The sequence below is a fragment of the Ornithinibacillus salinisoli genome (genome assembly GCF_042684965.1).
Lineage (GTDB): Bacteria > Bacillota > Bacilli > Bacillales > Amphibacillaceae > Ornithinibacillus > Ornithinibacillus salinisoli.
In genome coordinates, this window is sequence record NZ_JBHUMI010000016.1 from 232721 (window position 1) to 258560 (window position 25840).

The 25840-nt window shown below is 34.4% G+C and carries 27 protein-coding genes; 20 read left to right on the top strand and 7 right to left on the bottom strand.

The genetic code is table 11. The features are described 5' to 3' along the window. Nucleotides 1-3 precede the first annotated feature (3 nt). The 16 genes from ACFSTA_RS11730 to ACFSTA_RS11805 all read left to right on the top strand — a co-directional run bounded on the left by ACFSTA_RS11730 (nt 4) and on the right by ACFSTA_RS11805 (nt 14798). Nucleotides 4-960, top strand: a complete 957-nt coding sequence (locus tag ACFSTA_RS11730) for a type II secretion system F family protein (RefSeq protein WP_377556888.1) — start codon at nt 4-6, stop codon at nt 958-960. 7 nt (nt 961-967) lie between these two features. Next, the gene (locus tag ACFSTA_RS11735) at nt 968-1831 is read left to right on the top strand and encodes a type II secretion system F family protein (protein ID WP_377556890.1); all 864 of its coding nucleotides are present in this window, start codon (nt 968-970) and stop codon (nt 1829-1831) included. A gap of 48 nt (nt 1832-1879) precedes the next feature. Further along, the gene (locus tag ACFSTA_RS11740; RefSeq protein WP_377556891.1) at nt 1880-2071 is read left to right on the top strand and encodes a Flp1 family type IVb pilin; all 192 of its coding nucleotides are present in this window, start codon (nt 1880-1882) and stop codon (nt 2069-2071) included. Between the two features lie 27 nt (nt 2072-2098). After that, nucleotides 2099-2710, top strand: a complete 612-nt coding sequence (locus tag ACFSTA_RS11745) for a TadE/TadG family type IV pilus assembly protein (RefSeq protein WP_377556892.1) — start codon at nt 2099-2101, stop codon at nt 2708-2710. A gap of 33 nt (nt 2711-2743) precedes the next feature. Beyond that, on the top strand, nt 2744-4984 hold the full coding sequence (locus ACFSTA_RS11750; RefSeq protein ID WP_377556893.1) for a DUF5702 domain-containing protein: 2241 nt from the start codon (nt 2744-2746) through the stop codon (nt 4982-4984). Nucleotides 4985-5017: 33 nt separating this feature from the next. Beyond that, nucleotides 5018-5662 (top strand): DUF4352 domain-containing protein, encoded by a 645-nt coding sequence (locus ACFSTA_RS11755; RefSeq protein ID WP_377556894.1) that lies wholly within the window; start codon nt 5018-5020, stop codon nt 5660-5662. A 139-nt stretch (nt 5663-5801) separates the two neighbouring features. Next, entirely contained in the window at nt 5802-6413 is a 612-nt protein-coding gene (locus ACFSTA_RS11760) for a hypothetical protein (RefSeq protein WP_377556895.1), read from the top strand. A 23-nt stretch (nt 6414-6436) separates the two neighbouring features. Next, the gene (locus tag ACFSTA_RS11765; RefSeq protein WP_377556896.1) at nt 6437-7033 is read left to right on the top strand and encodes a hypothetical protein; all 597 of its coding nucleotides are present in this window, start codon (nt 6437-6439) and stop codon (nt 7031-7033) included. 43 nt (nt 7034-7076) lie between these two features. Next, nucleotides 7077-7604 (top strand): A24 family peptidase, encoded by a 528-nt coding sequence (locus tag ACFSTA_RS11770; RefSeq protein ID WP_377556897.1) that lies wholly within the window; start codon nt 7077-7079, stop codon nt 7602-7604. Nucleotides 7605-7652: 48 nt separating this feature from the next. Then, nucleotides 7653-9236, top strand: a complete 1584-nt coding sequence (locus ACFSTA_RS11775) for a DUF6382 domain-containing protein (RefSeq protein WP_377556898.1) — start codon at nt 7653-7655, stop codon at nt 9234-9236. After that, nucleotides 9233-10153 carry a PP2C family protein-serine/threonine phosphatase gene (locus ACFSTA_RS11780; RefSeq protein ID WP_377556899.1) on the top strand — a complete coding sequence of 307 codons (921 nt, stop codon included), beginning with the start codon at nt 9233-9235 and terminating at the stop codon, nt 10151-10153. The genes ACFSTA_RS11775 and ACFSTA_RS11780 overlap by 4 nt, the downstream gene beginning before the upstream one ends. Nucleotides 10154-10172: 19 nt before the next feature. Next, the gene (locus ACFSTA_RS11785) at nt 10173-11066 is read left to right on the top strand and encodes a serine/threonine protein kinase (protein WP_377556900.1); all 894 of its coding nucleotides are present in this window, start codon (nt 10173-10175) and stop codon (nt 11064-11066) included. Between the two features lie 25 nt (nt 11067-11091). After that, nucleotides 11092-12474: a type VII secretion protein EssB/YukC gene (locus tag ACFSTA_RS11790; RefSeq protein WP_377556901.1), complete on the top strand. Its 1383-nt coding sequence runs from the start codon at nt 11092-11094 to the stop codon at nt 12472-12474. Between the two features lie 611 nt (nt 12475-13085). Beyond that, entirely contained in the window at nt 13086-13769 is a 684-nt protein-coding gene (locus ACFSTA_RS11795) for a YrrS family protein (RefSeq protein WP_377556902.1), read from the top strand. Between the two features lie 23 nt (nt 13770-13792). Further along, entirely contained in the window at nt 13793-14482 is a 690-nt protein-coding gene (gene mtnN / locus ACFSTA_RS11800; protein ID WP_377556903.1) for a 5'-methylthioadenosine/S-adenosylhomocysteine nucleosidase, read from the top strand. A gap of 79 nt (nt 14483-14561) precedes the next feature. Then, nucleotides 14562-14798 (top strand): YrhC family protein, encoded by a 237-nt coding sequence (locus ACFSTA_RS11805; protein ID WP_377556904.1) that lies wholly within the window; start codon nt 14562-14564, stop codon nt 14796-14798. Nucleotides 14799-14853: 55 nt separating this feature from the next. Here the strand turns inward: ACFSTA_RS11805 and sigK are convergent, their stop codons facing one another. Continuing rightward, on the bottom strand, nt 14854-15558 hold the full coding sequence (sigK, locus tag ACFSTA_RS11810; protein WP_377556905.1) for an RNA polymerase sporulation sigma factor SigK: 705 nt from the start codon (nt 15556-15558) through the stop codon (nt 14854-14856). Between the two features lie 903 nt (nt 15559-16461). On the opposite strand from sigK, the gene ACFSTA_RS11815 reads away from it, so the two are divergent. From ACFSTA_RS11815 to ACFSTA_RS11830, 4 genes are all read left to right on the top strand, one after another. Further along, the gene (locus tag ACFSTA_RS11815) at nt 16462-17004 is read left to right on the top strand and encodes a dihydrofolate reductase family protein (protein ID WP_377556907.1); all 543 of its coding nucleotides are present in this window, start codon (nt 16462-16464) and stop codon (nt 17002-17004) included. A gap of 470 nt (nt 17005-17474) precedes the next feature. Beyond that, a complete protein-coding gene (locus ACFSTA_RS11820) occupies nt 17475-18467 on the top strand; it encodes a S66 family peptidase (RefSeq protein WP_377556909.1) in 993 nt (330 codons plus the stop codon). Nucleotides 18468-18608: 141 nt separating this feature from the next. Further along, the gene (locus ACFSTA_RS11825) at nt 18609-19130 is read left to right on the top strand and encodes a hypothetical protein (RefSeq protein WP_377556911.1); all 522 of its coding nucleotides are present in this window, start codon (nt 18609-18611) and stop codon (nt 19128-19130) included. 135 nt (nt 19131-19265) lie between these two features. After that, nucleotides 19266-19985, top strand: a complete 720-nt coding sequence (locus ACFSTA_RS11830; RefSeq protein ID WP_377556912.1) for a GNAT family N-acetyltransferase — start codon at nt 19266-19268, stop codon at nt 19983-19985. Nucleotides 19986-20377: 392 nt separating this feature from the next. Here ACFSTA_RS11830 and mnhG read toward each other — a convergent pair whose 3' ends face one another. The 6 genes from mnhG to ACFSTA_RS11860 are packed head-to-tail and all read right to left on the bottom strand — an operon-like array spanning nt 20378 to nt 25673. Next, nucleotides 20378-20746 (bottom strand): monovalent cation/H(+) antiporter subunit G, encoded by a 369-nt coding sequence (gene mnhG / locus ACFSTA_RS11835; RefSeq protein ID WP_377556913.1) that lies wholly within the window; start codon nt 20744-20746, stop codon nt 20378-20380. Next, nucleotides 20727-21041 (bottom strand): Na(+)/H(+) antiporter subunit F1, encoded by a 315-nt coding sequence (locus ACFSTA_RS11840; protein ID WP_377556914.1) that lies wholly within the window; start codon nt 21039-21041, stop codon nt 20727-20729. Before ACFSTA_RS11840 ends, mnhG begins: the two co-directional genes overlap by 20 nt. Beyond that, nucleotides 21038-21514, bottom strand: coding sequence for a Na+/H+ antiporter subunit E (locus ACFSTA_RS11845; RefSeq protein WP_377556915.1), 477 nt, complete (start codon nt 21512-21514; stop codon nt 21038-21040). Before ACFSTA_RS11845 ends, ACFSTA_RS11840 begins: the two co-directional genes overlap by 4 nt. A gap of 6 nt (nt 21515-21520) precedes the next feature. After that, nucleotides 21521-23005 carry a Na+/H+ antiporter subunit D gene (locus tag ACFSTA_RS11850; protein ID WP_377556916.1) on the bottom strand — a complete coding sequence of 495 codons (1485 nt, stop codon included), beginning with the start codon at nt 23003-23005 and terminating at the stop codon, nt 21521-21523. Further along, on the bottom strand, nt 22998-23336 hold the full coding sequence (locus tag ACFSTA_RS11855; RefSeq protein WP_377556917.1) for a Na(+)/H(+) antiporter subunit C: 339 nt from the start codon (nt 23334-23336) through the stop codon (nt 22998-23000). Before ACFSTA_RS11855 ends, ACFSTA_RS11850 begins: the two co-directional genes overlap by 8 nt. Beyond that, nucleotides 23337-25673, bottom strand: a complete 2337-nt coding sequence (locus tag ACFSTA_RS11860) for a Na+/H+ antiporter subunit A (protein WP_377556918.1) — start codon at nt 25671-25673, stop codon at nt 23337-23339. It lies immediately after the preceding gene. Nucleotides 25674-25840: the final 167 nt, after the last annotated feature.

The following is a 25840-nucleotide window of genomic DNA, read 5'->3' on the forward strand; positions in this document are numbered from 1 at the left end:
AAAATGACTGATATAGTTATCTTAATTATATTAATTGGATTAATTATTACTTATATCTATGTTGTTGCGAAACGAAAAAAGAAAGAGAAGCAAATGCAATTAGAGCCTGCCGGATTAGAGAATATTAAACCAGATACTGAACTGGAGCTATTAAAGAAACAACATTTTATGGAAAAAGTAAAAGAGAAATCAAATAGAGAGATTGAAGCACATCTTGTTGACTATTCTGTATATAAGTTAACTATAAAAGAATTTTTATTTTATGCTATTTTGGCAGCTGTCGTTTTCTTTTTTATCGGTTATTTATTTTATGAGAGTTTCATTGTTGCTTTTATTTTTGCAAGTTTAGGATTTTTATATCCTAAGATTCAAAAGAAGAAACTTCTTGACCAACGAAAGGAAAAACTTAAAGTACAGTTTAAGGAAGCCATTGCATCCTTGTCTTCATCATTAGCTGCAGGAAGATCCATTGAGAATAGTTTTAAAGAAGTTGTAGCAGATTTATATTTACTGTATCCAGACCCTAACACGTATATAATTCGTGAATTTGAAATTATAAATCGTAGAATTGAAAACGGTGAAACGGTTGAAAATGCAATTCGTGATTTTAGTGTTCGCTCAGATATAGAAGACATTATTAACTTTGCTAATGTGTTTATCACCTGTAAACGTACAGGAGGAAATCTTGTAGAAGTTATTCGTAGAACCTCAGATATTATTGGAGAAAAAATTGATATACAGCAAGAGGTTTCTGTTATGATCGCTCAGAAAAAGTTTGAATCAAGAATTTTAAGTGTTGCACCATTAGGCATGATTTTACTTCTTAAATATAGTGCTGGCGATTATTTAGCACCTATGTATGAATGGTCTAGCAGTGGACCAATTATTATGACAGTTTGTTTAGCGATATTAGTTTTTGCTTTTTGGTTAAGCCAAAAAATAATGAATATTAAGGTGTGATTCAGTAATGGTCTTTTATATGATTCCAGCTTTAATAATACTAATTGTTATTTTTATCATTTCCTTACGTGTAGGAAAGCGCTATGAAGTAGTTATTGAACAATTTAAAGGGCAATACCCGTTACTTTTTTTGGCTCCAGTATCATTGTTTATCATGGATAAGTTCAAGATTATGGAAACACTTTATGGACAAATCGTAAAAGTTCAACAGAAGATGATCAGTTTATATGGAAATCGAACTGCGTTACAGCACACTAGAATGTATTTGGCACAATTAATATCAATTGTTCTATTGTGCGCTGTTGGTACATTGCTTTTTACGGCTTTGGCAGAAGGAGATATGGCTATCCTAATAGTCGGTTTGTTTTTCACATTGATTATGCCTTATGCCATGGTTAATAAGCTCTCCAGTCAAGAGAAAGATCGTAAAGATAAAATCTTAATGGAGCTTCCAGAAGTAGTTAATAAATTAATTTTGTTAATCAATGCTGGTGAAACCGTTCAGCAAGCACTTGTTAGATGTGTTACAACAGCTAATAATCCTAACTCCCCTTTAATTGTTGAGTTAACAGAAGCAGTAAACAAAATGGTAAGTAATGAACCATTTCACCAAGTACTCAATGATTTCAGTAAAAAATGTGGTATACAGGAAATCTCTATTTTTACAACTACGATCTTACTCAATTATCGCAAAGGTGGAAATGACTTAATTCTTGCTTTAAGAGAGCTTTCTCGTGAATTGTGGGAAAAGAGAAAGAACATCTCGAAAACAAAAGGGGAAGAAGCATCTTCAAAATTGGTGTTCCCTCTAATTTTAATTTTTGTAGCAGTAATGATTATCGTTGGTTATCCTGCAATTACCATTATGTAAAAGCAGGTTATCATATATTTTAATAAAAAGTACCCGGGAGGAAATAGAATGGCGAAACTTAATAATTTTATGTCGGAATTTTGGAATGATGAAGAGGGTTTGCAAACACTCGAAATATTATTAATTATTGCTGTAGTTGTCTTTATTGCACTACTATTTAGAGAAACCATCATTGATTGGGTAAATACGTTAATTGGATTTGGAAATGACAATATAAATGACTTTGATCCAGGTAATTAATCTTTACAAAATAGGAAGGTTATGACTATGAGAAAATTAATGAAACAATTTAGGATGGATAATCAAGGAAGCTTCACACTGGAAGCGACACTTATTTTTCCTATTCTTCTCATTTTAGTCCTGTTATTTGTATTTTTTAGTCTAGTAATCTATGAAAAAGTAACTCTACAATATAAAGCCAATCAAATCGCTACAAGAATGGCGCATACTTGGAGCAGTAGCACGATGAATATCGAAACTGGAGAACTCAATGAGTCGGATTATGTTATTAATAACGGGGATGGATTATATTGGCGCATTACTTCTAATAATGGTTTTAATAAGTTTGGCTTAAATTTAAGTGATAACGGAGTAGTGTCAAAGAAAAAAGATCGTGTCGGACAGTATGCGGCAAACGTTACGTTTGATAACGGGCTCTTTGTGCAAGAAATTGTAGTGTCACTAGATAAAAACCTTGCCCTTCCCAGTGTGATAGCAGATATATTAGGTGTAAATAAAGTGGGTGCAACTGCAAAGCATCCCGTTGTAGATCAAACGGAAGTCATTCGAAATACCGATTTTATGATTTATGGTTTTCAGAAGTTTACAGAATATGCAGCTCAATATATTCCTTTTTTCAATAGAGAAGATGAGAATTAAAGAAATATTGGAAAAGGGGAGGGGGAGGTATGGTTGAAATCTATAATAAAAAAGTTTTGGCATAAATTTTTTATTAATGAGCATGGAGCTGTTTCCATCTATTTAATTATCATAGCATTAATGTTGTTATTGTTTAATGCGGTTTTGATTGACTATGCACGAATATTAGTTGCAGAACGTCAAACAGAAGAAGCAGCGAAAACAGCATTACGGTCAACGATGTCCTCATATAATACTTCACTACAAAATAAAGGACTATTTGCTTTTGATGGTGATCAAGGTGGAGCAGAAAGTATTTTTGCTGATGTATTTCAAAAAAACCTATCTACAGGTGAAGGAGAACAATTTAATTTTTTAGGTTTGAGTCCAGTGGAGGTTGAAATTTCTTTAGATATACATTTAGAAAGAAGTTTAGCTAATAAAGATATTTTAAGATATCAAATTTTAGAAGAAATGAAGTATAAAGCACCAGTTGAGGTAGGTGAAGCGTTAATAAAAAATTTTTTATCGGTTTCTGAACAAGTAGAGCAGGCTTCTGATTACGCCAAAATCTCAAAGGAATTAAACGATGACGCAAAGGAACGAGAAGAAACTCTGGATGAAGCAGAAGAATTGATTAAGGAAGCAAAGAATTTATTAGACAGTATACATGGAGAGATACACAATTCTACTACTTCTACTTATCCAAATGTTCAAGTGATTGAAGACATTCTAGAGCATCATGTGAAATATACGGATGATTTGGAAGACATAGAAAATGCAGAGGAAGATTCAGGATCTGATGATGGTGATGGCGAATCGGGAGGAGATGAAGCAGAAGAGATAGATGTAGAGGAATTAAAAGAGCGTACACAAACATTTAAAAATCAATCCCTTAGCCTGTTAGATGACTTAATTGCAACATCTCGTGATGCTGTAGAGAAATTAGAAGAAGCGTTGGAATTGATTGAGGAAGCTGAAGAAACAAATTCAGACATGCAAGATAAACTGGATGATCATATCAATAATGGCTCAAGTGGTGATTATGACAACGCTAAGGATATAAGTGAAGACTTAAATGAAAGTACCGTGGGTGAAAACACGGAGGGAAGCTTAGATGACTATGTATATGATGAAGAATTATTTACAAATGTAAAGGATGCTGTTGAATCAGCAATTCGATCTTTAAAGGTTGAAAGTGGTCCAAGAACGGATGCATTAATTCCGAAACTAGAGAATGACTTTCGGCCAGCCATAGCAGACAATTTTGATCGTAATAAAGGAAGGATTATTAGGGATGTTGGTTTTTCCAGAGAATATCATAGCACCACAACAACTAAAGTCGAGGAAGCACTAGAACTCTTAGAAAATGGCCGATCAGAATATAAGGAAAATGAGGAAGAGATTGCAGAAAAGGAAGATGAAGCTGATGAAGGTATGGATGAGAGTAAAAGTCAGCTTGATGAAATAGAGGATGCTATTAATAACGCGGCTGGAGCTGCCGGAGACAACCAAAAATTAGCTGAACTTGGTCAAAAGGCTAATGAATATGGGGAAGCAATTGAAGCGAATAATAGTGAATTTTCCATGGAAGACAGGGATGACACTGCAGATGAGGCAATGTCATTTATTGATACATTGTTTAACAACTTGGGTGACCTGCTTCTAACTGCAAGGGATGAGGTATATATAAACGAATATATCTTAATGCGGTTTAACAGTCATGATTTTGATAAAAGCGGTTTTGAAGCAAATGCATTCGAAAATAACCAAGTGGAATATATTATTTATGGGAAAGAGCTTCATGGAATGAATTACTTTGCTGCGTTATCCGAAATCTTTGCTGTTCGATTTGCTATTAATTTGGCAGCAGGGTTTATGCAACCTGAAGCGCGCGGATTTGGTCCTTTTATTTGGGCTTATGCCCTATCCTACGCTTTTGGTGCGACAGCAAATGATATGCGAATTCTCACAAATGGTGATCCAATTGAAGTTTTCCCTATTCGTGGAAGAGGTAGCGAGATTTTGACAATGGATTATAAAGATCATTTAAGGTTATTTTTATTTGCCCACCCAGAAGGTGGTAAATTTCAAAGGTTAATGGCGGTGTTAGATAGTGAAACAGGTGAAAATCTGATAGAAAATCCAACGTATATTAGTGCACAAGCAACTTCTTCTATGAAATTATGGTTTCTTCCACAAATAATTGACCTTATAGAAAGCGCAAACGCAATTAGTGGTCGAATTGAAGGTAATACATTTTTTATAGAGAAAGAAGTAAATTTTTCATACTGAAATAACAACAATTTTGATAATGAGGTGTAATAAATGAAAAAAAATATGATATTAATTTCTATATTTCTTCTATGTTTTTTATTACTAGTTGCATGTAATGATGAAAATGATGCTGAAACTGAAACACAGGAACCAAATAACTCAAACGATGAAAATATAGAAGAAAATGAACCTGAAGAGACTGACGATGAGGAAGAAAAAACTGATAGCTCCGAAGGACCTAACGATATTGAAGCAGAAGATCAACTTGATTTGAATGTTGGAGACACAGGAACATTTGATACAACACTAGGAACCTATAATATGACAGTAAATACTGCTTCTTTAGTTGATGAAATTGATGAAAAAGCACCTGAATTTGATGCTTTTATTATCATTGACCTAACTATTAAGAATACTAGTGATCACTCTCTTGATCTAGATGATTTAATGGTTTCGATGGAAGTATCAAATCAAGTAGATGGTTCGGGCTTTACTGATACATCAGGAGGGTATGATAGTGTTGAAATGATTACTGGATCTATTGAACCTGGTGAAGAAGTAACAGGTCAATTTGTTACTGAAGTATATGATGTTGATGAATCTGAAGAATACTACTATAAAAAGAATGCTGGAAACGTTGCAGGCGGAAGTAGTAACCAAGTTATATGGACGATAAAAACAGACGAGGCAAGATAAGTATATTTTCATTGGAGTGCGGATCAACTCGATAAAATCCGATGAGTTAAATAAATAATCCATGTTGTATTGTCACTTTTAAGTGGCAATACAACACATACATACCCATATTTTATATATGAAGGGGATTTAGATAGCTATGAAAAGAAATTTTTCAATCTTTTACATATTATTAATTATCTTATGTTTGCTTGTTTCATGTAGTGGTGGGGGAGCAGTGCCAAAAGAACTGATAGAAGATGCAGAATCTGATCCCATTGAAATTAAAGATCAATATGAATTAAAAATAGGAGAAAGTGGCTTTACGGTAGATCGAAGAAATAGAAACGTATTGGAATTCACCTTAAATTCAGTAAAAGTTGCGGATGAAATTAACGGAAAACAAGCAGCTTCTGATAAAGATCCTGAGCGAGTGTATGTGATAGCTAATTTTACTGCTAAAAATCATGGAGAAATTGGAATTTCAACACAAGGCATTGAATACCCGGTCTTAGTGGATGGTTCCGATTTAGGTAATATTAAAAATGATGCCGTTACCCATAGAAATGATTTACTGGGGATTGGGGATCGAATTACACAATTTGATAGCTCGTTTAATGAGGTTGGACCATTAGAACCTGGTGATGAAAGAACGGGAGATGTCCTTATAGCTGCAGATCATCGTTCCGATAGTTATATTATTTATTTCGGCTATGATATGGAGTATAGGAATAAATTAACTTGGCATTTTGATGCGGAGGAAGCAAATTAATCCAATATATAACTTGGAAAGAGGTGATTAAAATAAAACATCTCATTCGAAAAGAAAATGGAAGCATTACATTAGAGGCGGCAATGATTCTACCATTCTTCTTGTTTTTCATACTATTTTTAACAATGATTATTCGATTAGCAGTTGCCGATATGGCTTTATATAAAGCAGCCTCCGAGACTAGTGAATTAGTAGTTGCTTACGCATATCCAGTTGCGGTAACCAAACAGGGTGCTACAGATTTTATTGATAATAAGATTAAATCGATTGAGAGCGAGACAGATGTCGATATAACAGGGGCTATTGAATGGACAAAACAGGGGCTGGATTTTTTTGGGGTAGATATACAAGGTTCGATAGAAAATCTATTTGAGGATGGCTTAAGAGATTTAATCGAACCGACTGTTCAAAACAAATTTAAGGAAGCAACGGGAGGTTGGAATTTTTTTAAGGAGGATAATTTAGAAGTAACCAATGTAGAAATCCCAAGTTTAGTTGGCGGTAGTGACGATTATCTGGAAATTAATGTTCAGTATACGTTTGATTTGTCTCTTCCTTTTGTAAATGAGGAAATTGTATTAAAGAAAACTTCCTATGAAAGGATTTGGAATGGATCGTAGAATCGGACGATAGATAAATAAAGAATTAGAACGGAGGGTGAGGATGTTCCAATTACATGACTATATCTTGTTTTTATTTTTAATCGTTGCATTCATTATTGATGTAAGATCTCATAAAATCCCTAATTGGTTGTCCGCTGGAGGTATGGTTATTGGTGTTTTATACCATTTAATCAGCGATGGTATCGAAGGATTAATCTTTTCTTTTTTAGGATTATTGATTGCCGGTGGAATTTTTCTTATTCTATACGTTTTTAAAGCATTAGGTGCAGGAGATGTAAAATTGTTTGCAGCAATAGGAGCGATCGTTGGGGTGCAAATGGTCTTATATATGATGATGTACGCTATCATTGTTGCGGGTTTAATTGCAATTATCATTTTATTATTCACGAAGACATTCTTGCGAAAAATGACTAGTGTTTTTTTTCATATTTTAGGTTCAATATTCTCAAAAGATTTTCGTCGTTTAGAAGAATTTAAAACGACGAAAAGTACTCGATTTCCATTTATGTATGCGGTCATACCAGCAGTTATGTTGACTTACTATTACGTTTACTTTGCTTACAGTTAATGCATGATCATGTAGTTTATTAAATCTCATGACAATAGGAGGAAAAAAATGGGGACTATTTATAACTTAGGATACGAACATGTACATCAAAATGGCCAATCTATTGTGTTTAAGGAAAAAGATGGTCAAAAGCTTACTGTAAATGATTTACATACGGTTCAATTAAAAATGATGCAATCAAATCGGATACCACACTTACTAGCGCTGACCGTTGAAAATATAGATCTTGCTACGAAGTTACACTACAATATTAACTCGAAAAATAGAGTGAGTACGTATTTTAGAAGCAACAGTACATCGATGAATGATTACTATCAATTATTTCTTTCAATAATAAAGGTGCTAGAAGATAGTAGTTCCTATATGTTGAATCAACAAAATTTCATCTTAAGATCTGATTTTATTTTTATTGGAGAGAATGCAAGTGATGTTTATCTTGCATATTTACCTGTAAAAGATTTAAAAAAGGACAGCTCAGTAACAGCGGACATGAAACAGTTATTGACTGATATTGCTGGTGAAGTTGAAGGCTTACAGGGTAATGAATTTAAGAGTATCTTAAACTATATAAAAAATCCTTCCTTTAGTCTTTCTGGATTAAAAAAGCTATTTTTAGATTTGATCTCATTAAGGTCGAATGTAAATCAGTTTCAATCATACGATCCGTACGGTTCTTCTAACAATGAAGGAGAAATGGATTATTCACAGCAAACACCACATCATTCTAGTGCTCATGTAACTAAAAACAGTGAACAAAAAAGACCGACTTCAACCAATATTGATGAAGTCGTTCCAAAAAGCCAAAAAACAAAAAACAAAAAAGCGAAAAAGCAGTTACCCGCATTAACATCAAGAGAAAAAGTGTATATGTTTGCTGGTGCATTCCTTGCGATTGGGTTAACTTGGAAATTGTATGATATGAATCCTACAACAGTTATTCTTGTAACATGTACTGGAATTTCTGTTCTTATATTGACTTGTTTAATTGTGTATGCAAAATTTTGGCGACCAGGTACTCCTGCAATTGAGATCCCAATCCAGGAAGAACCTGTAGAAGAGAAAAAACAACAACATGCACAAAAATATCAAGCACCACAAAGAAATCCCCAATCGGCTGTAGGGGAAAGACAAAATGTATACCATCAAGTTCCACCACAGCAAGAAAGACCTACATTTACACCTAATATTCCAAACTTTTCAACTCACCAATCTGTTGCAGCTTCAACTATGGACACACCATTACTTACACCAGAGTCGGATGACACGGTCTTATTAGAAGAAGAGGCGAATTTGGAACTTAACCAGACTGATAATGGTTTTCTAGCTTTACTACATAGAAGTAGTGAAGATGGTAAAGTGAATACCATTGTCATAAATAGTAATAACTTTTTAATTGGAAGAAATGCAGATTCTGTCCATTTTGCTGAAGAAGCAACTGGGGTTTCCAGAATTCATGCAGAAATAATAAAAATTGATCCTACAAGTTATGGCCTAAAAGATTTAGGATCAAAAAATGGAACAAAATTAAACGGAAATACATTGGTACCTTATAAAGTTTATGCATTAAATGAAAATGATGAATTTGTTCTAGGAAAAGCAAACTATATCTTTAAGTGGAGTTCAACTGAATGAATAAAAATTGGCATACAGGTATAGCCTCACATCAAGGTACCAAAAAAGCAAAAAATGAAGATTCCTATTTAACGAAAATGACCAAAGACAGCGTAGGTAATGAAATTGCGTTATTTGTAGTAGCAGACGGCATGGGAGGATATCAGGTTGGTGATACTGCCAGCCGTCTTGCCATTGAAGCAGTAGAACAATGGTGGGAGAAAAGAATTGATCGGATAGTAAAGAAAAAGAATGCTATCGCACAATTTATGAAAGAGGCAGATAAAGTATTCTCTCAAATTAATAAGACGATAATAACTACGAGTAATCATACTGGTAAGAGAATGGGGACGACCCTTACTTTACTGATATTATATATGGGCGAATATGGGATCATTCATATTGGGGATAGTAGAGTATATCTTATGAATGGGTTGAATCAAGGATTAGAACAGTATTTTCAACAATTACCGAAAGATATGCTTTATCATCAACAAACTGAAATTCTAGAAATTGAACCCGAATTATTTCAACTAACGGAAGACCATTCTTGGGTCGAAAAACAAGTATTGGAAGGAAAACTATCAAAAGAAGAAGCTAGAAACCACCCAAAACGAAATGTTCTCCTACAATGTCTTGGAATAGAAAAAGAGATTTCTCCTTACATTACAGTTGGTAAATATCAATCCAATGACATGTTTTTATTATGTAGTGATGGCTTTTATTCCTTATTCTCTAATAAGGAAATTAAGCATATGTTGTTAAATTTAGAGAAGGAGTATGGTAATTTGCAAGCAATCTGTGATTATCTAATTAATTTCTCTAATTTTTCAAATGCACATGACAATATTACGTTGATGCTTGTACGCCATTTATTTGTTGAAAATACTCGGTCCAAAAAGAGTATTTCGTGGTTGCCAATATTACGTAATGATTGATGGAATAAGGAGTTATTGTATGAATAAACACGGTATCCGTATTAAAAGTGAAGATGTGTTGGCTGAAAAGTACAGCGTATTAGATCATATTGCTTCTGGTGGGATGTCAGAAGTTTATTTCATTGAGGAGATGGATAAGTCAAGCCCGCAGCAGTGGGCTGTTAAGGTAGCAAACAAGGAAAACAAATTATCTCAAAAATTAGTGGATGAAACAAAAATATTAAGTGAACTGGATCATCCAAATATCCCCAAAATGATCGATTTTTTCACAACAGATGAGTATATCTTCCTTGTTATGGAATTCGCTGAAGGTGAAGTTTTATCAGAGTATATAAATAATCAAGAGCATAAACTCCCATTAGATAAAGTGATAGATATAGGGATACAGCTGAGTGATATATTAGATTACTTACACAACCATCCAGAAACAATTATTTATCGGGATATTAAACCAGGTAATATTATTTTAAATGAATCGGGAGAAATGAAATTAATTGATTTTGGGATAGCTAGAAAGTTCCAAGAAGATAAGCTTCGGGATACAGTGTTAGTTGGGACGGTTGGCTTTGCAGCACCGGAGCAATTTGAACAAAAGCAAACAGATCGTCGAACAGATTTATTTTCCTTGGGGGCGTTATTATATTACCTACTCTCAGAAGGAAAATATGTTTACGTAGCCCAAAAGCCAATTACTCATTTTGCAAAAAAATTGCCGAAAAGCCTGAAAAGGTGTGTGAATAAATTAGTTGAAATGGATCCTGAAAAACGTATACAGAATGCAAGTGAGGCAAAAGAACTCTTAATCAAAGCCAAAGAAGAAATAGATCGACGTGGTATGTCAACGAGGCTTAAATACATGATTGGAGTTTTTATCCTACTCATTTTCGTTGGAGTTCTCATTTTATTAGTTTAACTTTACTATGTAAGGAGGTTTAGGCATGCGGAATGAACATTATACTCTACCATTCGGTCGTTTAGTGGATAATGAAGAAGTAATCGTATACGAAATCACGAATGAACAAACAAATTTAAAAGAAGCGGAGCAACTAGATGAACTGAAAAGACTGGATGATTTATTTTTTCCATGTCAACATTCCATCGTAGATACCGAATGGCTAAAAATCTATTATAAAAGAGATAAAACTTATAAACCTTTACATGACATACTTCAGGAATCTGTACAAAGGAAACTTATTATTGTTGAGAATATATTAAAGATTCATAGGTTAGTAGGTACACAATACACGACTATGATCCATCCAGAAAATATATATGTAAATAATACTGGTGAAATTAAGTTTGTTCACCGCGGGATCCGAAACGTACTTCCTCCGATTGAATTCACTACTGATCAAAGCCTAAAAGACATGAAAGAACTTATTATTCTATTATTTACAGGAAAATGGTCTTTTGAATGGAGTGAATCCTTACATAGTGATCAAGGCTCATTTGCTGCTCAAATCAATAAAGCACGTACATTAAAGGAACTACACGAAATGACCATTGAGTATCAATCTCTTCCGCCGAAAGAAGAATCGAAATTTAAAGAAAAGTATGTTCAAGATGAGGTAACGAAGAAACCGAAACAAAAAATATCTATATTATCTGGAATGCTTATTGGTTTTTTATGTGGTTTAACAGTATTATATGTAACCCAAGTCTTGCCATTAAGTAAGGCGGCTTCGAATATGGATTCTTCTAATAAAGCAGAACAACAGTCTTTGGAAAATGACAAGATGGAGTTAGTAGAAACCCTTGAATACAATGAATCTGTTATCCAGGCGTATGAGTTTGCATTAAAAGATGAACCCGAAGAAGCCATACGTATTTTAGAATCCTTGGAAAAACTGGAATTGAATGAACGAGATTTATTAGTGTCACAATATATGAGATCTGGTTCAATTGAACATCTTTCTAACGCAGCTCAATTAAGCGATGCCAATCATCCAGCAATAGTGGATAAATTAGTGTCGCTTCAAACGGAAGAGGCAAATGATCTTATTTTACAACTTGATTCGAATGTTCCAGAAGTGGGGATTGAACAGGCATGGCTAAATGAATCCTATGAAGAAGTTATTGCACGATACGAACAAACGCCAGACAATAATCGAGCTAAATTACTGGCCGCAAGAAGTTATATTGAATTAGATGAGCCAAATGAAGCATTACAGTTAGGAGAAGAATTACAGGATGTTTCCGTACAAATCGCAAGTATTGAAAAACAAATGGAATTAGTTGAGTCGAATAATGATCTTAATGAAGATGAACGAGAGGAAAGATTAGAAGAACTGGAACAAGAATTAGAAGATAGAGCAAGATAGTAGAAATGCTATATTCACATCGTTTGTTGCACGATATATAAATTCGTAGCAAAACTAGAAGACACCGGGATATCACTAATAGGTGGAGTCTCATTGACTTCGCGTGAAGTTGGGCACTGGAAAAAACTTCGATAGAGGAATAAAAGGATGAGAGTTTTTAGGGTATAATGGAACGGACATGGAGTTCGTTATTGTATAAAATACCTTCATTTGTGACATTAAATAAGTTAATTGCTCTAACTCGTATAAGTTTGTTCGGTTAATATCGGAATAAATGTCATGTAGTTCCAATATTAACCGAATTTAAATAATGGATTGATCCATTTCTTTTCTACGCCCATCTCTTATTCGTTCTTGACCACTTACTTTCTCCAAGAAAAGCGACTGTTCGAAGCGGATAACAAGTTATTATTTGTTGTAAAATATCTATCAATTACTAGTTAAGATTAAGATAAATAGAAAAGACATTATATCATTTTTGGTTATGGTGTCTTTTTTTGTTTGGATTTATAAATTGTAAAAATGAGTTGGAAAATCGATAAAAAGTAATATATTTGTTTGCATATAAAATATGGTACTATAATAAAGTATAGATAGGGGAGGGAGATATCATGAGCAACTTTGATAGATATACAAGAGTTAATAAATTTGAAAAAAGAAGAAAAAATACCAAAGCTATTTCTGTCCTTCTATTATTAGGTGGGTTATTAATAGTCGTATTAGTAGGTTTCTGGATCTTCGGCGGTAACGATGAAGAGGAAGCTAGTAATGATGAAAATAATAATGAAGAAACGGAAAGCTCTATAATAGAAGAGGATAATGAAGAGGAAGATAGTGATTCTTCAGAGGACAATAACGCTACCGAAGACGGAGCAGATGAAGAGCAAACAGAAAATACCTATGAATCAAACACAGAGACTAATGAAGAAAATACCCATGAAGAAGATATTGAGACAGAGGAAGCAGACCCAGTATCTGATGATGAAAATGTAATAGATGCTTATACGGGTAATTGGCAACCAGTTGGAACAGAACAGGAAGGTCCACATACTACACAGTTTGTTGTGGATTCACAGGATTGGATGGAGATGGAAAAGGCGATAAGATTAGCCACAGGTTTAGTAGAGGAAAACATGATTACATGGTTTATCGGCAATGGTGGGGAACAAAAAGCAATAGGAACTGTTTCAAACAGTGCTAATACTGAATATTATCGCGTTTATCTCACTTGGGTAGATCATGAAGGATGGAAACCTACTCTAGTTGAGGTATTACAGGAAAATGACAAGGATTAATCTTAATCAGGAGGTACAGCATCATGACGTACGGTATTATTGGAGCTATGGATCAAGAAGTAGCAATTCTTAAAGAGAACATGACGGATATACAAGAAGAGACGATTGCGAATTGTTTATTTATGAAGGGGAAACTTTATGATAAAGATATCGTTTTACTAAAATCAGGAATTGGGAAAGTAAATGCTGCGATGGCAACGACAATATTACTAGAACGATATACGCCATCTCGCATTATTAACACTGGTTCTGCAGGAGGCTTTTCTAATGTTTTAGAAGTAGGAGATATTGTCATTTCTAATCGTGTTGTACATCATGATGTTGATGTTACTGCATTTGATTATGTTTATGGACAAGTTCCAGGGATGCCTGCAGCATTTGAAGCAGACCAAGCGTTAATCGATAAAGCAATGAATGCTGTCTCTGAACTAGAGGTACAAGCACAAGAAGGAATTATTGCAACAGGAGATTCATTTATGGATGATCCTGAGCGTGTTAAATTTGTAAGAGAAAAATTTCCGGAGATGATCGCTGCTGAAATGGAAGCAGCTGCTGTAGCACAGGTTTGTCACCAATATGATATACCGTTTGTTGTCATACGAGCATTATCTGACATAGCGGGTAAAGAATCTTCGGTGTCCTTTGAGGAATTTTTAGATATGGCCGCACGAAATGCTTCGGAGATCATTATATCCATGATCAAAAATAAGTAAAACGACGGCCATTGCCATCAATTACCTTCCTTTCCCTATTAAATAATGTGTTATGATGCGTTATAAGGGGGAAGGTAACTTGAATAGCAAGACGAAATTACAATCAAAATTAAAAGACTATCAGCGATTTATCATAACGTTAATCTTACTCAGTACGTACCTTTTTCTTGGTGGTGTAAATAATGTTTTTGTTTACCCTTCAGAAAATGGAGAAAAGTTATTATACCTTTCCGGAACGTTATTAATCGTGGGATTGGTATTTTCTATTCAATATGTGAAAATAAAGAGAATTATAACGGAAAATGAGCGTACGTAACATATACGCTCATTTTTTTATTATATATTCCATTCGTACACTACCTATTTGATTATTATGCTCTTCTTTCGTTACGGAAATATTCATGAAAAACTTTCATTAATGCTCTTTTCTCAATACGAGAAACATAGCTTCTGGAGATATTAAGTTTTTTGGCAATTTCTCTTTGGGTCATTTCCTTGTGGTCATTTAATCCATATCTATAGACGATGACTTCTTTTTCACGTTTATCAAGAATGGAAAAATAGTCCTGCATTTTTTCAATTTCCATATTTAATTGAATATACTCGATAACATTTTCATTCTCAGCTTCAAGAATATCGATTAAACTAATTTCGTTCCCTTCTTTATCCTGACCAATAGGGTCATGAAGGGAAACATCTTTCTTTACCTTCTTAAGCGCACGTAGATGCATCAAAATTTCATTTTCTATACACCTTGCTGCATAGGTTGCAAGTTTGGTTCCTTTTCCAACAGAGAAGCTCTCAATTCCCTTAATTAAGCCAATAGTTCCGATGGAGATGAGATCCTCCATATCTTCTCCCGTGTTTTCGAATTTCTTTACAATATGGGCGACCAACCGCAAGTTATGTTCAATAAGTTTATTTCTGGCAGTTTCACTTCCGTTTTGCATCTCTTCAATATATTTCGCTTCTTCTTCTGATGAAAGAGGTTGTGGAAAAGCATGATTCTTAACATAAGAAACAAAAAAAAGCGCTTCTTTTATTAATAATGCAAGGACACTTAATATTCCGGACAAACACTACACCTCCTAAAGCGTCAGTTGGGCTTATGCCTATATATCCACACTATGAAGCGAAAGTGGTATTTGTGTCTGTCCCATAAAACTATACGAGCAATTATTTATAATTATTTTTGCATGAATATAAAAAGGATCTTTCGCATATTTTGCTGCAGTATTTATATAAACTGCGACATAACTTTAGCGTTATTTACTTTCACACTTTTATTCAATCGAGTGTTAGAAAGCCGCTCCGTCAGAATACTTGAGCTTTCACTTCTAGCATATGTACGACATCTGTTCTAGCTTAGGTCGCTTTTACAGTGTCTACTTTGCCGTGGGCGCGGCCAGAAAAACCACTTCTTCCGAGGTCTTGGGACACATGCTCTTCCCACAGGACAAATGTTTTCGGTGGGCCGAGTAATCGCTGGCCCAAGGAATGCCTTGGCAGCAATACATCGCACGTAGAACATTGGTTTGTAATTTCGAGGATTCTTCGTATTCTACATCCGGTGATGATTATCTTCTAATTATGAATGGCGTTAGCCCATGCCTAAAAAACGGTATTCCTAAGAAGCGGATTCGGATACGGGAGGAAAAATAGTTAATAACGAAATAAATATTCTCTATAATCGCGCTAAAATATTCCACAGAAACACAATTAAATCACGTAGAATTGGTGTAAGGATAGAAAACCTTATACCAACTTTTCTTTTGCTTGTTTCTGAATATTGTATAAATATGATATGGTAAATAGAGCTTGTGAATATATGTACTGAAATTAACGAAGTAGTTCAATAAGAAGGGTTTTTTGGGTTTGGCGTGGAATAAGTTAATATATGTAAATTATTGATTAATAAGTTTGAGAGTACTGTTAAATTTATGTTGCGAACACAAATAAAGGATGAGGGAGGTAGTAAAATGGCGAAAGTTATTATTCATGCGACCATAACACTTGATGGCTTTATGGCCGATACTAACGGAGGCATTGATTGGATGTTCGGCTTTTCGTCTGTGGACGAAGATGAAGCGGTCGTTAGTAAAGTTATGAAAGAATTAGGCGCCGTAGTCGGTGGCGCTAACAAGACGCAGACCATCGAGGAAGGTGAGATACCGTACGGTGGTATGTTGAAGGTTCCGGTATTCGAAATGACTCATGAGGCTCATGAACCGGTCGAAAGGGACGGGACAACCTATACTTTTGTCGTAAATGACATTACGCATGCAGTCGAAGCGGCCAAAGCCGCCGCCGGTGATAAGAGTGTAGCGCTTTTGGGAGGTAGCATCTCCCGGCAGTGCCTAAAGCTTGGCCTAGTGGATGAAATCCAATTACATGTAGTACCCCTGCTGCTGGGTGACGGCATTTCATTATTTGGCGGGCTCGGACAGCGTATTAAGTTGGAGCGGATAGAAACAGATGCCTTTGCGAGCGAAACCCACCTACGGTACCGTGTCGTTAAGTAATTGCAACTTCATATTTTCTGTTTTATTATACCAAAACAGGTTATAAAGTTTGGTTTAAAAGGTTTAAGTTGGTATTTCTAACTCCGAAAGTTGAGTTAATTATTATAATTACTTTAATTGGTTTTTCTATGCTGTTCTATTAATCAAAAACCCTGTAATTGGATCTACTACTGAAAACATTCAAGTGATGAGCAAGGGTAAATCTTCTGAAGAACATTGGATAGTACTTTTCAGTAATAAGAAAATCTATATAGAAGATTTTAGTATATGGGCTTAAATCGAAGAAAATCCAAATTATGCAATAACATATGACTTATGGAATAGTCTTCATCTAACAGGTGCGGAGTTCTAAGAATGATTAACTCGCTTTTGTTGAACTTATTGTACTAACGGAGCAAATTGTTTAAAAAGTTAATGGACTATTAAGATACTTCATGAAAATAAATCTGTCGTGGAAAGGTTGTTATTCTTTGTTGAAACCTAAATCTTTGAAAAGAGGAGATACTGTTGGCATTATTACTCCATCGTCTCCAGCACCAGTTCTATATAAGGAAAGATATCAAAGAGGATTAATTCAGTTAGAGAAATTGGGATTTAATATAGTAGAGGGTTCTTGTACGAGGGAAATACAATCTTATCGTTCAAGTTCAATTAGAGCAAGAGCCGAAGAAATAAATGAGTTAATTTATAATGACGATGTAAAAGCAATTTTAAGCACAGATGGAGGGCTAAATTCTAATTCCTTACTACCTTATATTGACTACGAATATTTAAAAAACAAACCTAAAGTTGTAATGGGATACAGTGATGTAACTGCTCTTATATTAGGTATATATGCTAAAACAGGATTAACTACTTTTTATGGTCCTGCTATTATCCCTTCATTCGGTGAATTTCCTGAAATGGTACCAAAGGGAAAAGAGTATTTTGAAGATATAGTGAAATTAAAGAAGAGAGCTCCGTTCTCGCTAGAAGTACCGTTGGAAAGGTTAGATTGGAACTCACAAGATAGAGAAAAAGAAATGTTCAACAATGAAAGTTGGATTCCGCTGCGTGAAGGGATTGCCACAGGAAAATTGATTGGTGGAAATTTAAATACGATGACTGGATTCTTTGGTTCAGAATACTTTCCAAAATTAAAAGGAGCGATACTCTTTATTGAAGACGGCTATAAGGATATGGCTATTCAAGAACGTTCACTAAGTATGTTAAAGGTTGCTGGAGTTTTTGATGAAATTGCAGGTTTGGTAATTGGGAAACATGACCATTTCAATGATTTAGGTTCACCATTTTCACTCGATGAATTACTTATTGAAATAATTGGAGATACGAATATACCTATACTTTCTAATTTTGACATTGGACACACCTTCCCATCGCATGTATTTCCAATTGGGATTGAAGTGGTTCTAGATACTACTCAGGGAACAATTACATTCCTTGAAGATGGTGTCTTCGAATAATACAGCCTATTCAAGTAAAGGATGCAATAATTAGCTCAGAAAGAACAATCGGTTATTGAACTATAGAGGCAGATTAACTTAAAAAGAAATTTACATTAAACATTTAAACGTTAAATATTCGTAAAGGGGGGGATATATTTTATGACAGATAAGTATTCAGATAGACGTTTAAGCCCAATAATCATTTGGATATTATCTATAATCTTATTAGTTATCTCTATTCTTTATTTTGCCGAGCGAGAAAAGTATGCAAATGAGAAAGAAAAATTAGATAATAAAAACATGTACTTTTATCAATTAGAGGTTGAAAGTCCTTTGAGAGGTTTTTTGATCTATTTTGGACTACGAGAAGCAGAAGAAGTAGACTGGGATGAACAAATAATCCAAGAAATCGCGTCAAAATTTCGTGAACTAGAGGAAGGAATAGACCGTATAAGCGCTCCTAATATAGAAGGAATTCCTGAAGAAACTCTGGCAGTATTTCAGACTCTGCAAGATAAGATTAAGTTGATAAGTGTTCAAAGTGAAAAAACTGTAGATGAAAATACTAAAGAAGAAATTATGAATTTTACTAAAGCCATCTATACGTGTGAAGTAGATGAATACAATAGGAGTTGGGAGCAAATAACCTCTGAGATAAAATGTCTAAATAAAGAAATATGAACTATCTATTGATAATGTGTAGTACCAATCTAAAGTTTTTGCTAATTGTACGAACGGTCAGGTTAGTTGAGTCCTGATTGATCTTTGTTCAGCAATCGGGCCATATTGTTGAACATGTGAATTGGAGGAATTCTTATGGGGGAAATAATGGAGTTAAAAAAAGCTATTGATTTTTTTGTTCGTGGTGAGTTTTATTGTAGCCGTCAACCTGCGAGCCAATTATATGATTACGATTCTATAAAACATCTTGCATTTGGTACAACTGTTGCTGGCAGAACTGATGAGTTTTTCGTTTATAATGCAAATCCTGCTCCCGTTATGGAAACCATAAATAAACATGGCATCAAAAAAGACTATTGGCTTACTGTATTTTCTGATGAAAAACCATATAGTTATGATAAGCAGGGATATACCATAAAAAGTACAGATATTCTTATGATTTTAAATCTGGATAGCTGGTCTTTTGAAATAGAAAACAAGATTATAAAGCGTGTCAAAACCGAAGAAGAAGCTCGACGCATCAATCATTTTTTCGATAAGACTGTGATCGATCTTACAAAATTAGATGATCCAAATTTGCATTATTACGTTTGTGAGGAAAACGGGCATCCGGTATCTCATGGAAGCTATTTACTATTAGATAATAAGGTATGTTTTTTGGATAATGTATTTACTTCAAAAATTCATAGGGGCAAAGGAATGGCTGAAGCACTTTGCCGAAAAATGCTTATTGATGCCAAGCAGGAAGGCGCTGTCAAGAGTGTACTTGCTTCCAGTCAAATGGGGCATCCTTTATACCTAAAATTGGGTTATCAAGATGTATCAAAAATGTGGGTGTTTGAGAAGCAAGCCTAAACATAAGGGCACGATTGTTTAATAAAAATCTCTTTACTTCTCCAGCGAAATGATACGATTGATGAAAAAGTAGCAGTTGTTCATTTATTTTCAGACAGTACTTTATATTGAGGCATTTCTTAAAAGTGATAAGCTCATCAAGCATATATTTAGAGAGGATGAATAGACTATTGCGTAGCTAATTGTCCTTTTTTCTTGTGTAATTCAAAGTTTTTAACAAGTTAATTAACAAGGGAAACAGTGTAATTTTATTAGTGTCTAATTATTACTAGACGGTTGCTAATTTACCTTCAATTTTTCATGTGAATTCGCAAAAAATCCTGCTTAATTCCACTTATAGCAATAAAAATAGAGAAGCTAATTAATTTATAATAGCTTCTCTAAAAGTAATGTTATTTATGTTTTTCTCTCATTGCTTCTTCATATTCATCTCTTCTATTTTTAGTAATAGGCTTTACTCCTACTTTATGTGCCGCTCGTGAAATCATATGAGCAGAAACAGGGGCTGTTAATAAAGTGAAAACTAACGCTAATAATAGTTTACCACTCACAATATCATGTTCAATAAATAGGAAGAGGAATGCCCCAATTAAGATTCCTGCTAATCCCAACGTAGAAGCTTTTGTAGCAGCATGTAATCTTATATAAATATCGGGAAACCTAGCAATACCAATTGAACCAGATAGAATGAAAAAGGTACCTAATAGTAAAGAGATGATTATGATGATATTTACGATGATATTAATCCAAGTCTCTATCAATAATAACACCCTTTTCTAAGTATTTGGCGATTGCTACTGTCCCCAGAAAAGCTAGGATTGCAATTAGCAAGATGACATCATTCAAGTTTGGTGTTACCAAATAGATGGCAACTAATGCGGCAACTGCCATAAGGTTAATCCCAATGGTATCTAGCGCTACAGCTCGATCTGGACTAGTTGGTCCATCAATCATTCGATAAAGCAATAATAAAAGTGAAATCGAAATGGCAATAAAGCAAATAACTAATGATACTTCGAGCATTGATTCCGTTGCACGGTATAATGTTTCCGTCATCTTGTCACCTCCATAATTGCTCTTTCAAACGTACTTTTGATTGCGTGAATGGATTCCTCTACATCATCTATGTGAATCGAATGGATAAAAATATGGGAATTATCTTCTGATATAGCAACCGAAAGAGTACCAGGTGTTAATGAAATTAAATTTGCCAGAAGCGTAATTTCCCAATTTCCTTTTAATTCTGTTGGTAATGCAAAGATTCCAGGTTCGATATCTGGTTTAGGTTGATAGACAATTTTAATAATATCAAAATTAGATAGGATTAATTCTTTAATAAATAAGAGAATTAATCGGATGATTTTACCTACTCTGCGTAAATAAAATGTACCTGGTATGAAGCGATTAAGTAAGAGCAATAAGAGAATTCCCCAAAGATACCCGGCAATAAAGCTAGGTGCTGAATAGGATTCACTTAAAAACATCCACATAAAAGCAATGACTAAATTGATAACAATCTGAAAGGCCATAATTAGTTACTCCTTTAACACAGAATCAATATAAAGTTGTGGATCAAGTAAATAGGCTGAAATAGAATCTATGGATGGATAAATTAATTCTGCTCCTACTCCTAAAAGTACTGAAAACGCTAATAGGAAAATAATAGGTGCGATCAATCCATTTATTGGCTTCTTATTATCATATTTACCTGATTCATCTTTTTCACCCCAAAATCCACGAATAAATATTTTCATGACAGAGTATAAAATCAACAAACTAGTAAGTAGGGTTATAATTACTATTGTTATTTCATCGTTAGATACTGCTCCTTTTATCAATAGAAGCTTACCTATAAAACCACTAAACGGGGGAATTCCGGCCAATATGATCGCTGAGATAAATAACAACCATCCAAGGCCAGGGTAATAATGTATTAAACCTCCCATTTTACGTAAATCAGAAGTTCCAGCAACGTACGCTATAGCACTTACAATCAAAAATAATGCCGTTTTAATAATCATGTCGTGAATTAAATAATAAATAGATCCACTGAGTGCATCTTGATTAAACACACCTATTCCCATAATGATAAAACCAATTGCCGGAATAATGTTATAGGCAATAATTAATTTAATATTATTGGTTGATAACGCCCCAATAACACCAAAAAGCATAGACAAACCAGCAATCCATATGAACATTTGGTGTGTTATATCAATCTGATGTACAAAAATTAACGAGAAAACACGTAGAATCGAATAAATTCCTACTTTAGTTAATAATGCTGCAAATAACGCAGAGACTACTGCATTAGGTACAATATAGGATTTTGGCATCCAATAGTAAAGAGGGAATAGTGCTGCCTTTGTAGCAAACACAAAAAACAATAGAATAGCAATTGTTGTTAAGATTCCTCCCTGCTCCATTTCTTGAACTCTTTCAGCTATTTGCGCCATATTAACAGTACCTACAGTTCCATAGATAAATGCAACTGCGGTAACAAATAAAATAGATGAAAATAAATTTATCAAAACATATTTAATGGATTCTCTTAACTGAATTTTGTCTCCACCTAATACGATTAATGCATAGGAAGCCATTAACAGAACTTCAAAGAAAACAAATAAGTTAAATAAGTCGCCAGTTAAAAATGCTCCAGACACACCTGAAATGAGAAAGAAATAAAAAGCGTAAAAATAGTGTTGTTCTTGTTTTAAAGTTAAAGAATGTGGAGCATAAAAAGCACAGGCAACAGCAACAATGTTTGTAGTTAAAACAAGTATCGTTGCGAGTGGATCAGCAACAAGTACAATCCCATATGGTGCAACCCAACCACCAGTTTCTAAAATGATCGATCCTTCCGTAAATACAATCCACGAAATATAGGAAACAACACCTAAGCTAATGATGGATAATATTTTTGTTAATGTCCGTGAAATTGCTACTTTAGCGTTAAATAAAGCAACAACGATCCCTGCTATTAATGGGATAATTATTGGTAATACTGCTAAGTTACTCATTTTCTGTACCCCTTAATTTTTCCATATTATCTGTATCGTTTTCTCTCGCTGTACGATATGCAAGTACTAATAATAAACTTGTAATTCCAAAGCTAATAACAATGGAAGTAAGAATCAAGGCTTGTGGTAGGGGATCGGTATAATCTTCGATAGCCCCATCTAGAATAGGTGGCATTCCAGTTTTCAATTTTCCCATCGTTAAAATAAACAAATGTGCGCCATGTGATAAAAGAACGGTACCAATGACAATACGGAGGAATTGCTTTTGTAATAAGTTATACACTCCTGTAGTCATTAGCACGCCAGATAAAATTGCAATGATAATTTCCATTTATTTTTCTGCCTCCTTATTATGACGTAATTTTATGAGGCTAAAGATTGCAAGTGCTGCAATACCTAATACAGCAATTTCAAATAATGTATCCAGGCCACGCATATCCACCAAGATTACGTTTACGATATTATGGCCACCACCCAATTTATACGCAGTCTCGATAAAGTAGTCTGATATAGGGTCGAAACCTTCCGTACTATGTGCTGAAATGGCTATGATAGTCATTAATGCACCAAAAGCAATCGAGATTGCCCCATTTCTCAACTTTGAACCCATTGATTCGTCTCGCTTCTGTAACTTTGGTAAGTGATAGAAGCAAAGTAGGAATAAGGCAACAGATACAGTTTCGATTACCAATTGAGTAAGTGCTAAGTCTGGTGCACGATAGATTACAAATAATGTTGCTACACCATAACCAACTACACCAGTAATTAGAATAGCTCCTAATTTAGATGTTGTGAAGATCGTTGCTAATGCACCTATAATGATAACAGCAACAACAGCAACTTCTATAAATGTAATTTCAGCAAGGTTACTGTAATCGATACGGAAGCCATTTGTTCCTAGCATGACGAAAAATGTTACAAGTACAATAGCTACTAATATAATGGACATATAATATTTTAACGAGCCAGTCATATAAGTATTCGTCAGCTTTGCTGAGTATAAATCCACGTTTTTAACGAGCGAATCATACACCTTATTCATGCTCATTTTCCCTGGTAGTACATGATACACATTACTCCACTTTTTACGAGTAAGGTATAGAACCGTTCCAATTCCTACTACAGCTAATGACATATACAGTGGAGGTATAAAACCATGCCAAAAATAAATATCTTTTATGGCTACAGCACTGTTTACCGATTCCGCTGCATGGATTAAGAAAGTACCATTGACCATATTTGGGAAGAGACCAATCAAGATAACTCCAAGCACTAGAATGATAGGTGATATTAACATACCGATTGGAGCCTCATGCGGTTTTATTTTTAATTTGTCTAACTGCTTCGGACCTGTAAACACACCGAAGAAGAAATACATGGAATATACAAAAGTAAAGATACTTCCTAATACTGCTAAATATGGAATCAAAGGTATTAAAACATCTGCGATAGGATTAGTAATTTCATTTAAATGAAGTATTGATTCAAAGAACATCTCTTTACTATAAAATCCATTTAGAAATGGTAGTGGTATACCCGCCATCGAAAACGTTCCAAATAGAGCAAGTGTCGCCGTGATGGGCATAATGGTTAGTAATCCACCAAGCCTACGGATATCCCTCGTACCTGTTTCATGATCGATAATACCTGCGAGCATGAATAAACTCCCTTTAAAGGTTGCATGATTTAATATATGGAATACAGCTGCAAATACTGCTGCTTTCGTACCAAAACCTAACATAGCCATGATCATACCTAACTGACTTATCGTTGAAAAAGCTAGTATTCCTTTTAAGTCGGTTTGTCTTACTGCCATGTAAGAAGCCCAACATAGTGTTGTAATCCCAACGATACTAACAATGATAAAGAACCATTCGTATGTTGCAAAAATAGGTGAGAAACGTGCTACTAAAAAGATACCAGCCTTAACCATTGTTGCCGAATGTAAGTATGCACTAACTGGTGTAGGTGCTTCCATTGCATCAGGTAACCAGATATGAAAAGGAAACTGAGCTGATTTAGTAAATGCACCTAAAAGAATCAATCCCATAATTAATGGTAAATAATTGCTATTTAAAATTACATCCGCCTGGGCAATCATGGCTTGAATACTCGTAGTACCTGTAATAACAGTAAGAAATACAAAGCCACCCAACATACTTAGTCCACCGAAAATTGTAATGAGCATGGATTTTTGTGCCCCATATCTAGAGCGTTCTCGATAATGCCAATACCCAATTAATAGAAATGATGAGATTGATGTAAGTTCCCAAAAGGTGTATAAAACAAATACATTATCAGATAAAACGACTCCAAGCATGGCAGTCATAAACATAAGTAAATACACGTAAAACGACCCTAATCGTTCCGATACGTGTAAGTAATAAATGGAATAAAATACAACTAGTGAACCAATACCACTAATTAATAATACAAATAATAAACTTAGTCCGTCTAAGTAGAAATCAAAATTGATACCTAATGAAGGAATCCAGTTATACTCCTGCCTAATAGGGGTGAAATCATTTCCAACAAAGCGGATAAAATATAGAAAAATACTAAAGGGGATAAAAAAAACAAATATGCCTGTATGTATTTTATGCTTAATTTTGCTTAGTGACGGAACGAAAATAGCAAAAATAAGTGGTATTAATGCTGCGAATATCATCGAATGGAAATCCTCCTTAAAATGATTAACTTTGGCTTTATACATGATATAGCTAGAAAATTAAGGCTGTTGTCGAAAATGGTTATTGGGGTGATTGTATATTTTATCCATTTAGTGACGAAATAAATGTAAAAAAGGAAACATCGTTTCATAGCAAATTTGGGCAA

Coding starts and splice junctions, on each gene's coding strand:
- ACFSTA_RS11730 (WP_377556888.1), top strand. CDS start 4: ATGACTGATATAGTTATCTTAATTATATTAATTGGATTAATTATTACT.
- ACFSTA_RS11735 (WP_377556890.1), top strand. CDS start 968: ATGGTCTTTTATATGATTCCAGCTTTAATAATACTAATTGTTATTTTT.
- ACFSTA_RS11740 (WP_377556891.1), top strand. CDS start 1,880: ATGGCGAAACTTAATAATTTTATGTCGGAATTTTGGAATGATGAAGAG.
- ACFSTA_RS11745 (WP_377556892.1), top strand. CDS start 2,099: ATGAGAAAATTAATGAAACAATTTAGGATGGATAATCAAGGAAGCTTC.
- ACFSTA_RS11755 (WP_377556894.1), top strand. CDS start 5,018: ATGAAAAAAAATATGATATTAATTTCTATATTTCTTCTATGTTTTTTA.
- ACFSTA_RS11760 (WP_377556895.1), top strand. CDS start 5,802: ATGAAAAGAAATTTTTCAATCTTTTACATATTATTAATTATCTTATGT.
- ACFSTA_RS11770 (WP_377556897.1), top strand. CDS start 7,077: ATGTTCCAATTACATGACTATATCTTGTTTTTATTTTTAATCGTTGCA.
- ACFSTA_RS11775 (WP_377556898.1), top strand. CDS start 7,653: ATGGGGACTATTTATAACTTAGGATACGAACATGTACATCAAAATGGC.
- ACFSTA_RS11780 (WP_377556899.1), top strand. CDS start 9,233: ATGAATAAAAATTGGCATACAGGTATAGCCTCACATCAAGGTACCAAA.
- ACFSTA_RS11785 (WP_377556900.1), top strand. CDS start 10,173: ATGAATAAACACGGTATCCGTATTAAAAGTGAAGATGTGTTGGCTGAA.
- ACFSTA_RS11790 (WP_377556901.1), top strand. CDS start 11,092: ATGCGGAATGAACATTATACTCTACCATTCGGTCGTTTAGTGGATAAT.
- ACFSTA_RS11795 (WP_377556902.1), top strand. CDS start 13,086: ATGAGCAACTTTGATAGATATACAAGAGTTAATAAATTTGAAAAAAGA.
- mtnN (WP_377556903.1), top strand. CDS start 13,793: ATGACGTACGGTATTATTGGAGCTATGGATCAAGAAGTAGCAATTCTT.
- ACFSTA_RS11815 (WP_377556907.1), top strand. CDS start 16,462: ATGGCGAAAGTTATTATTCATGCGACCATAACACTTGATGGCTTTATG.
- ACFSTA_RS11825 (WP_377556911.1), top strand. CDS start 18,609: ATGACAGATAAGTATTCAGATAGACGTTTAAGCCCAATAATCATTTGG.
- ACFSTA_RS11830 (WP_377556912.1), top strand. CDS start 19,266: ATGGGGGAAATAATGGAGTTAAAAAAAGCTATTGATTTTTTTGTTCGT.
- ACFSTA_RS11840 (WP_377556914.1), bottom strand. CDS start 21,041: ATGACGGAAACATTATACCGTGCAACGGAATCAATGCTCGAAGTATCA.
- ACFSTA_RS11845 (WP_377556915.1), bottom strand. CDS start 21,514: ATGGCCTTTCAGATTGTTATCAATTTAGTCATTGCTTTTATGTGGATG.
- ACFSTA_RS11850 (WP_377556916.1), bottom strand. CDS start 23,005: ATGAGTAACTTAGCAGTATTACCAATAATTATCCCATTAATAGCAGGG.
- ACFSTA_RS11855 (WP_377556917.1), bottom strand. CDS start 23,336: ATGGAAATTATCATTGCAATTTTATCTGGCGTGCTAATGACTACAGGA.
- ACFSTA_RS11860 (WP_377556918.1), bottom strand. CDS start 25,673: ATGATATTCGCAGCATTAATACCACTTATTTTTGCTATTTTCGTTCCG.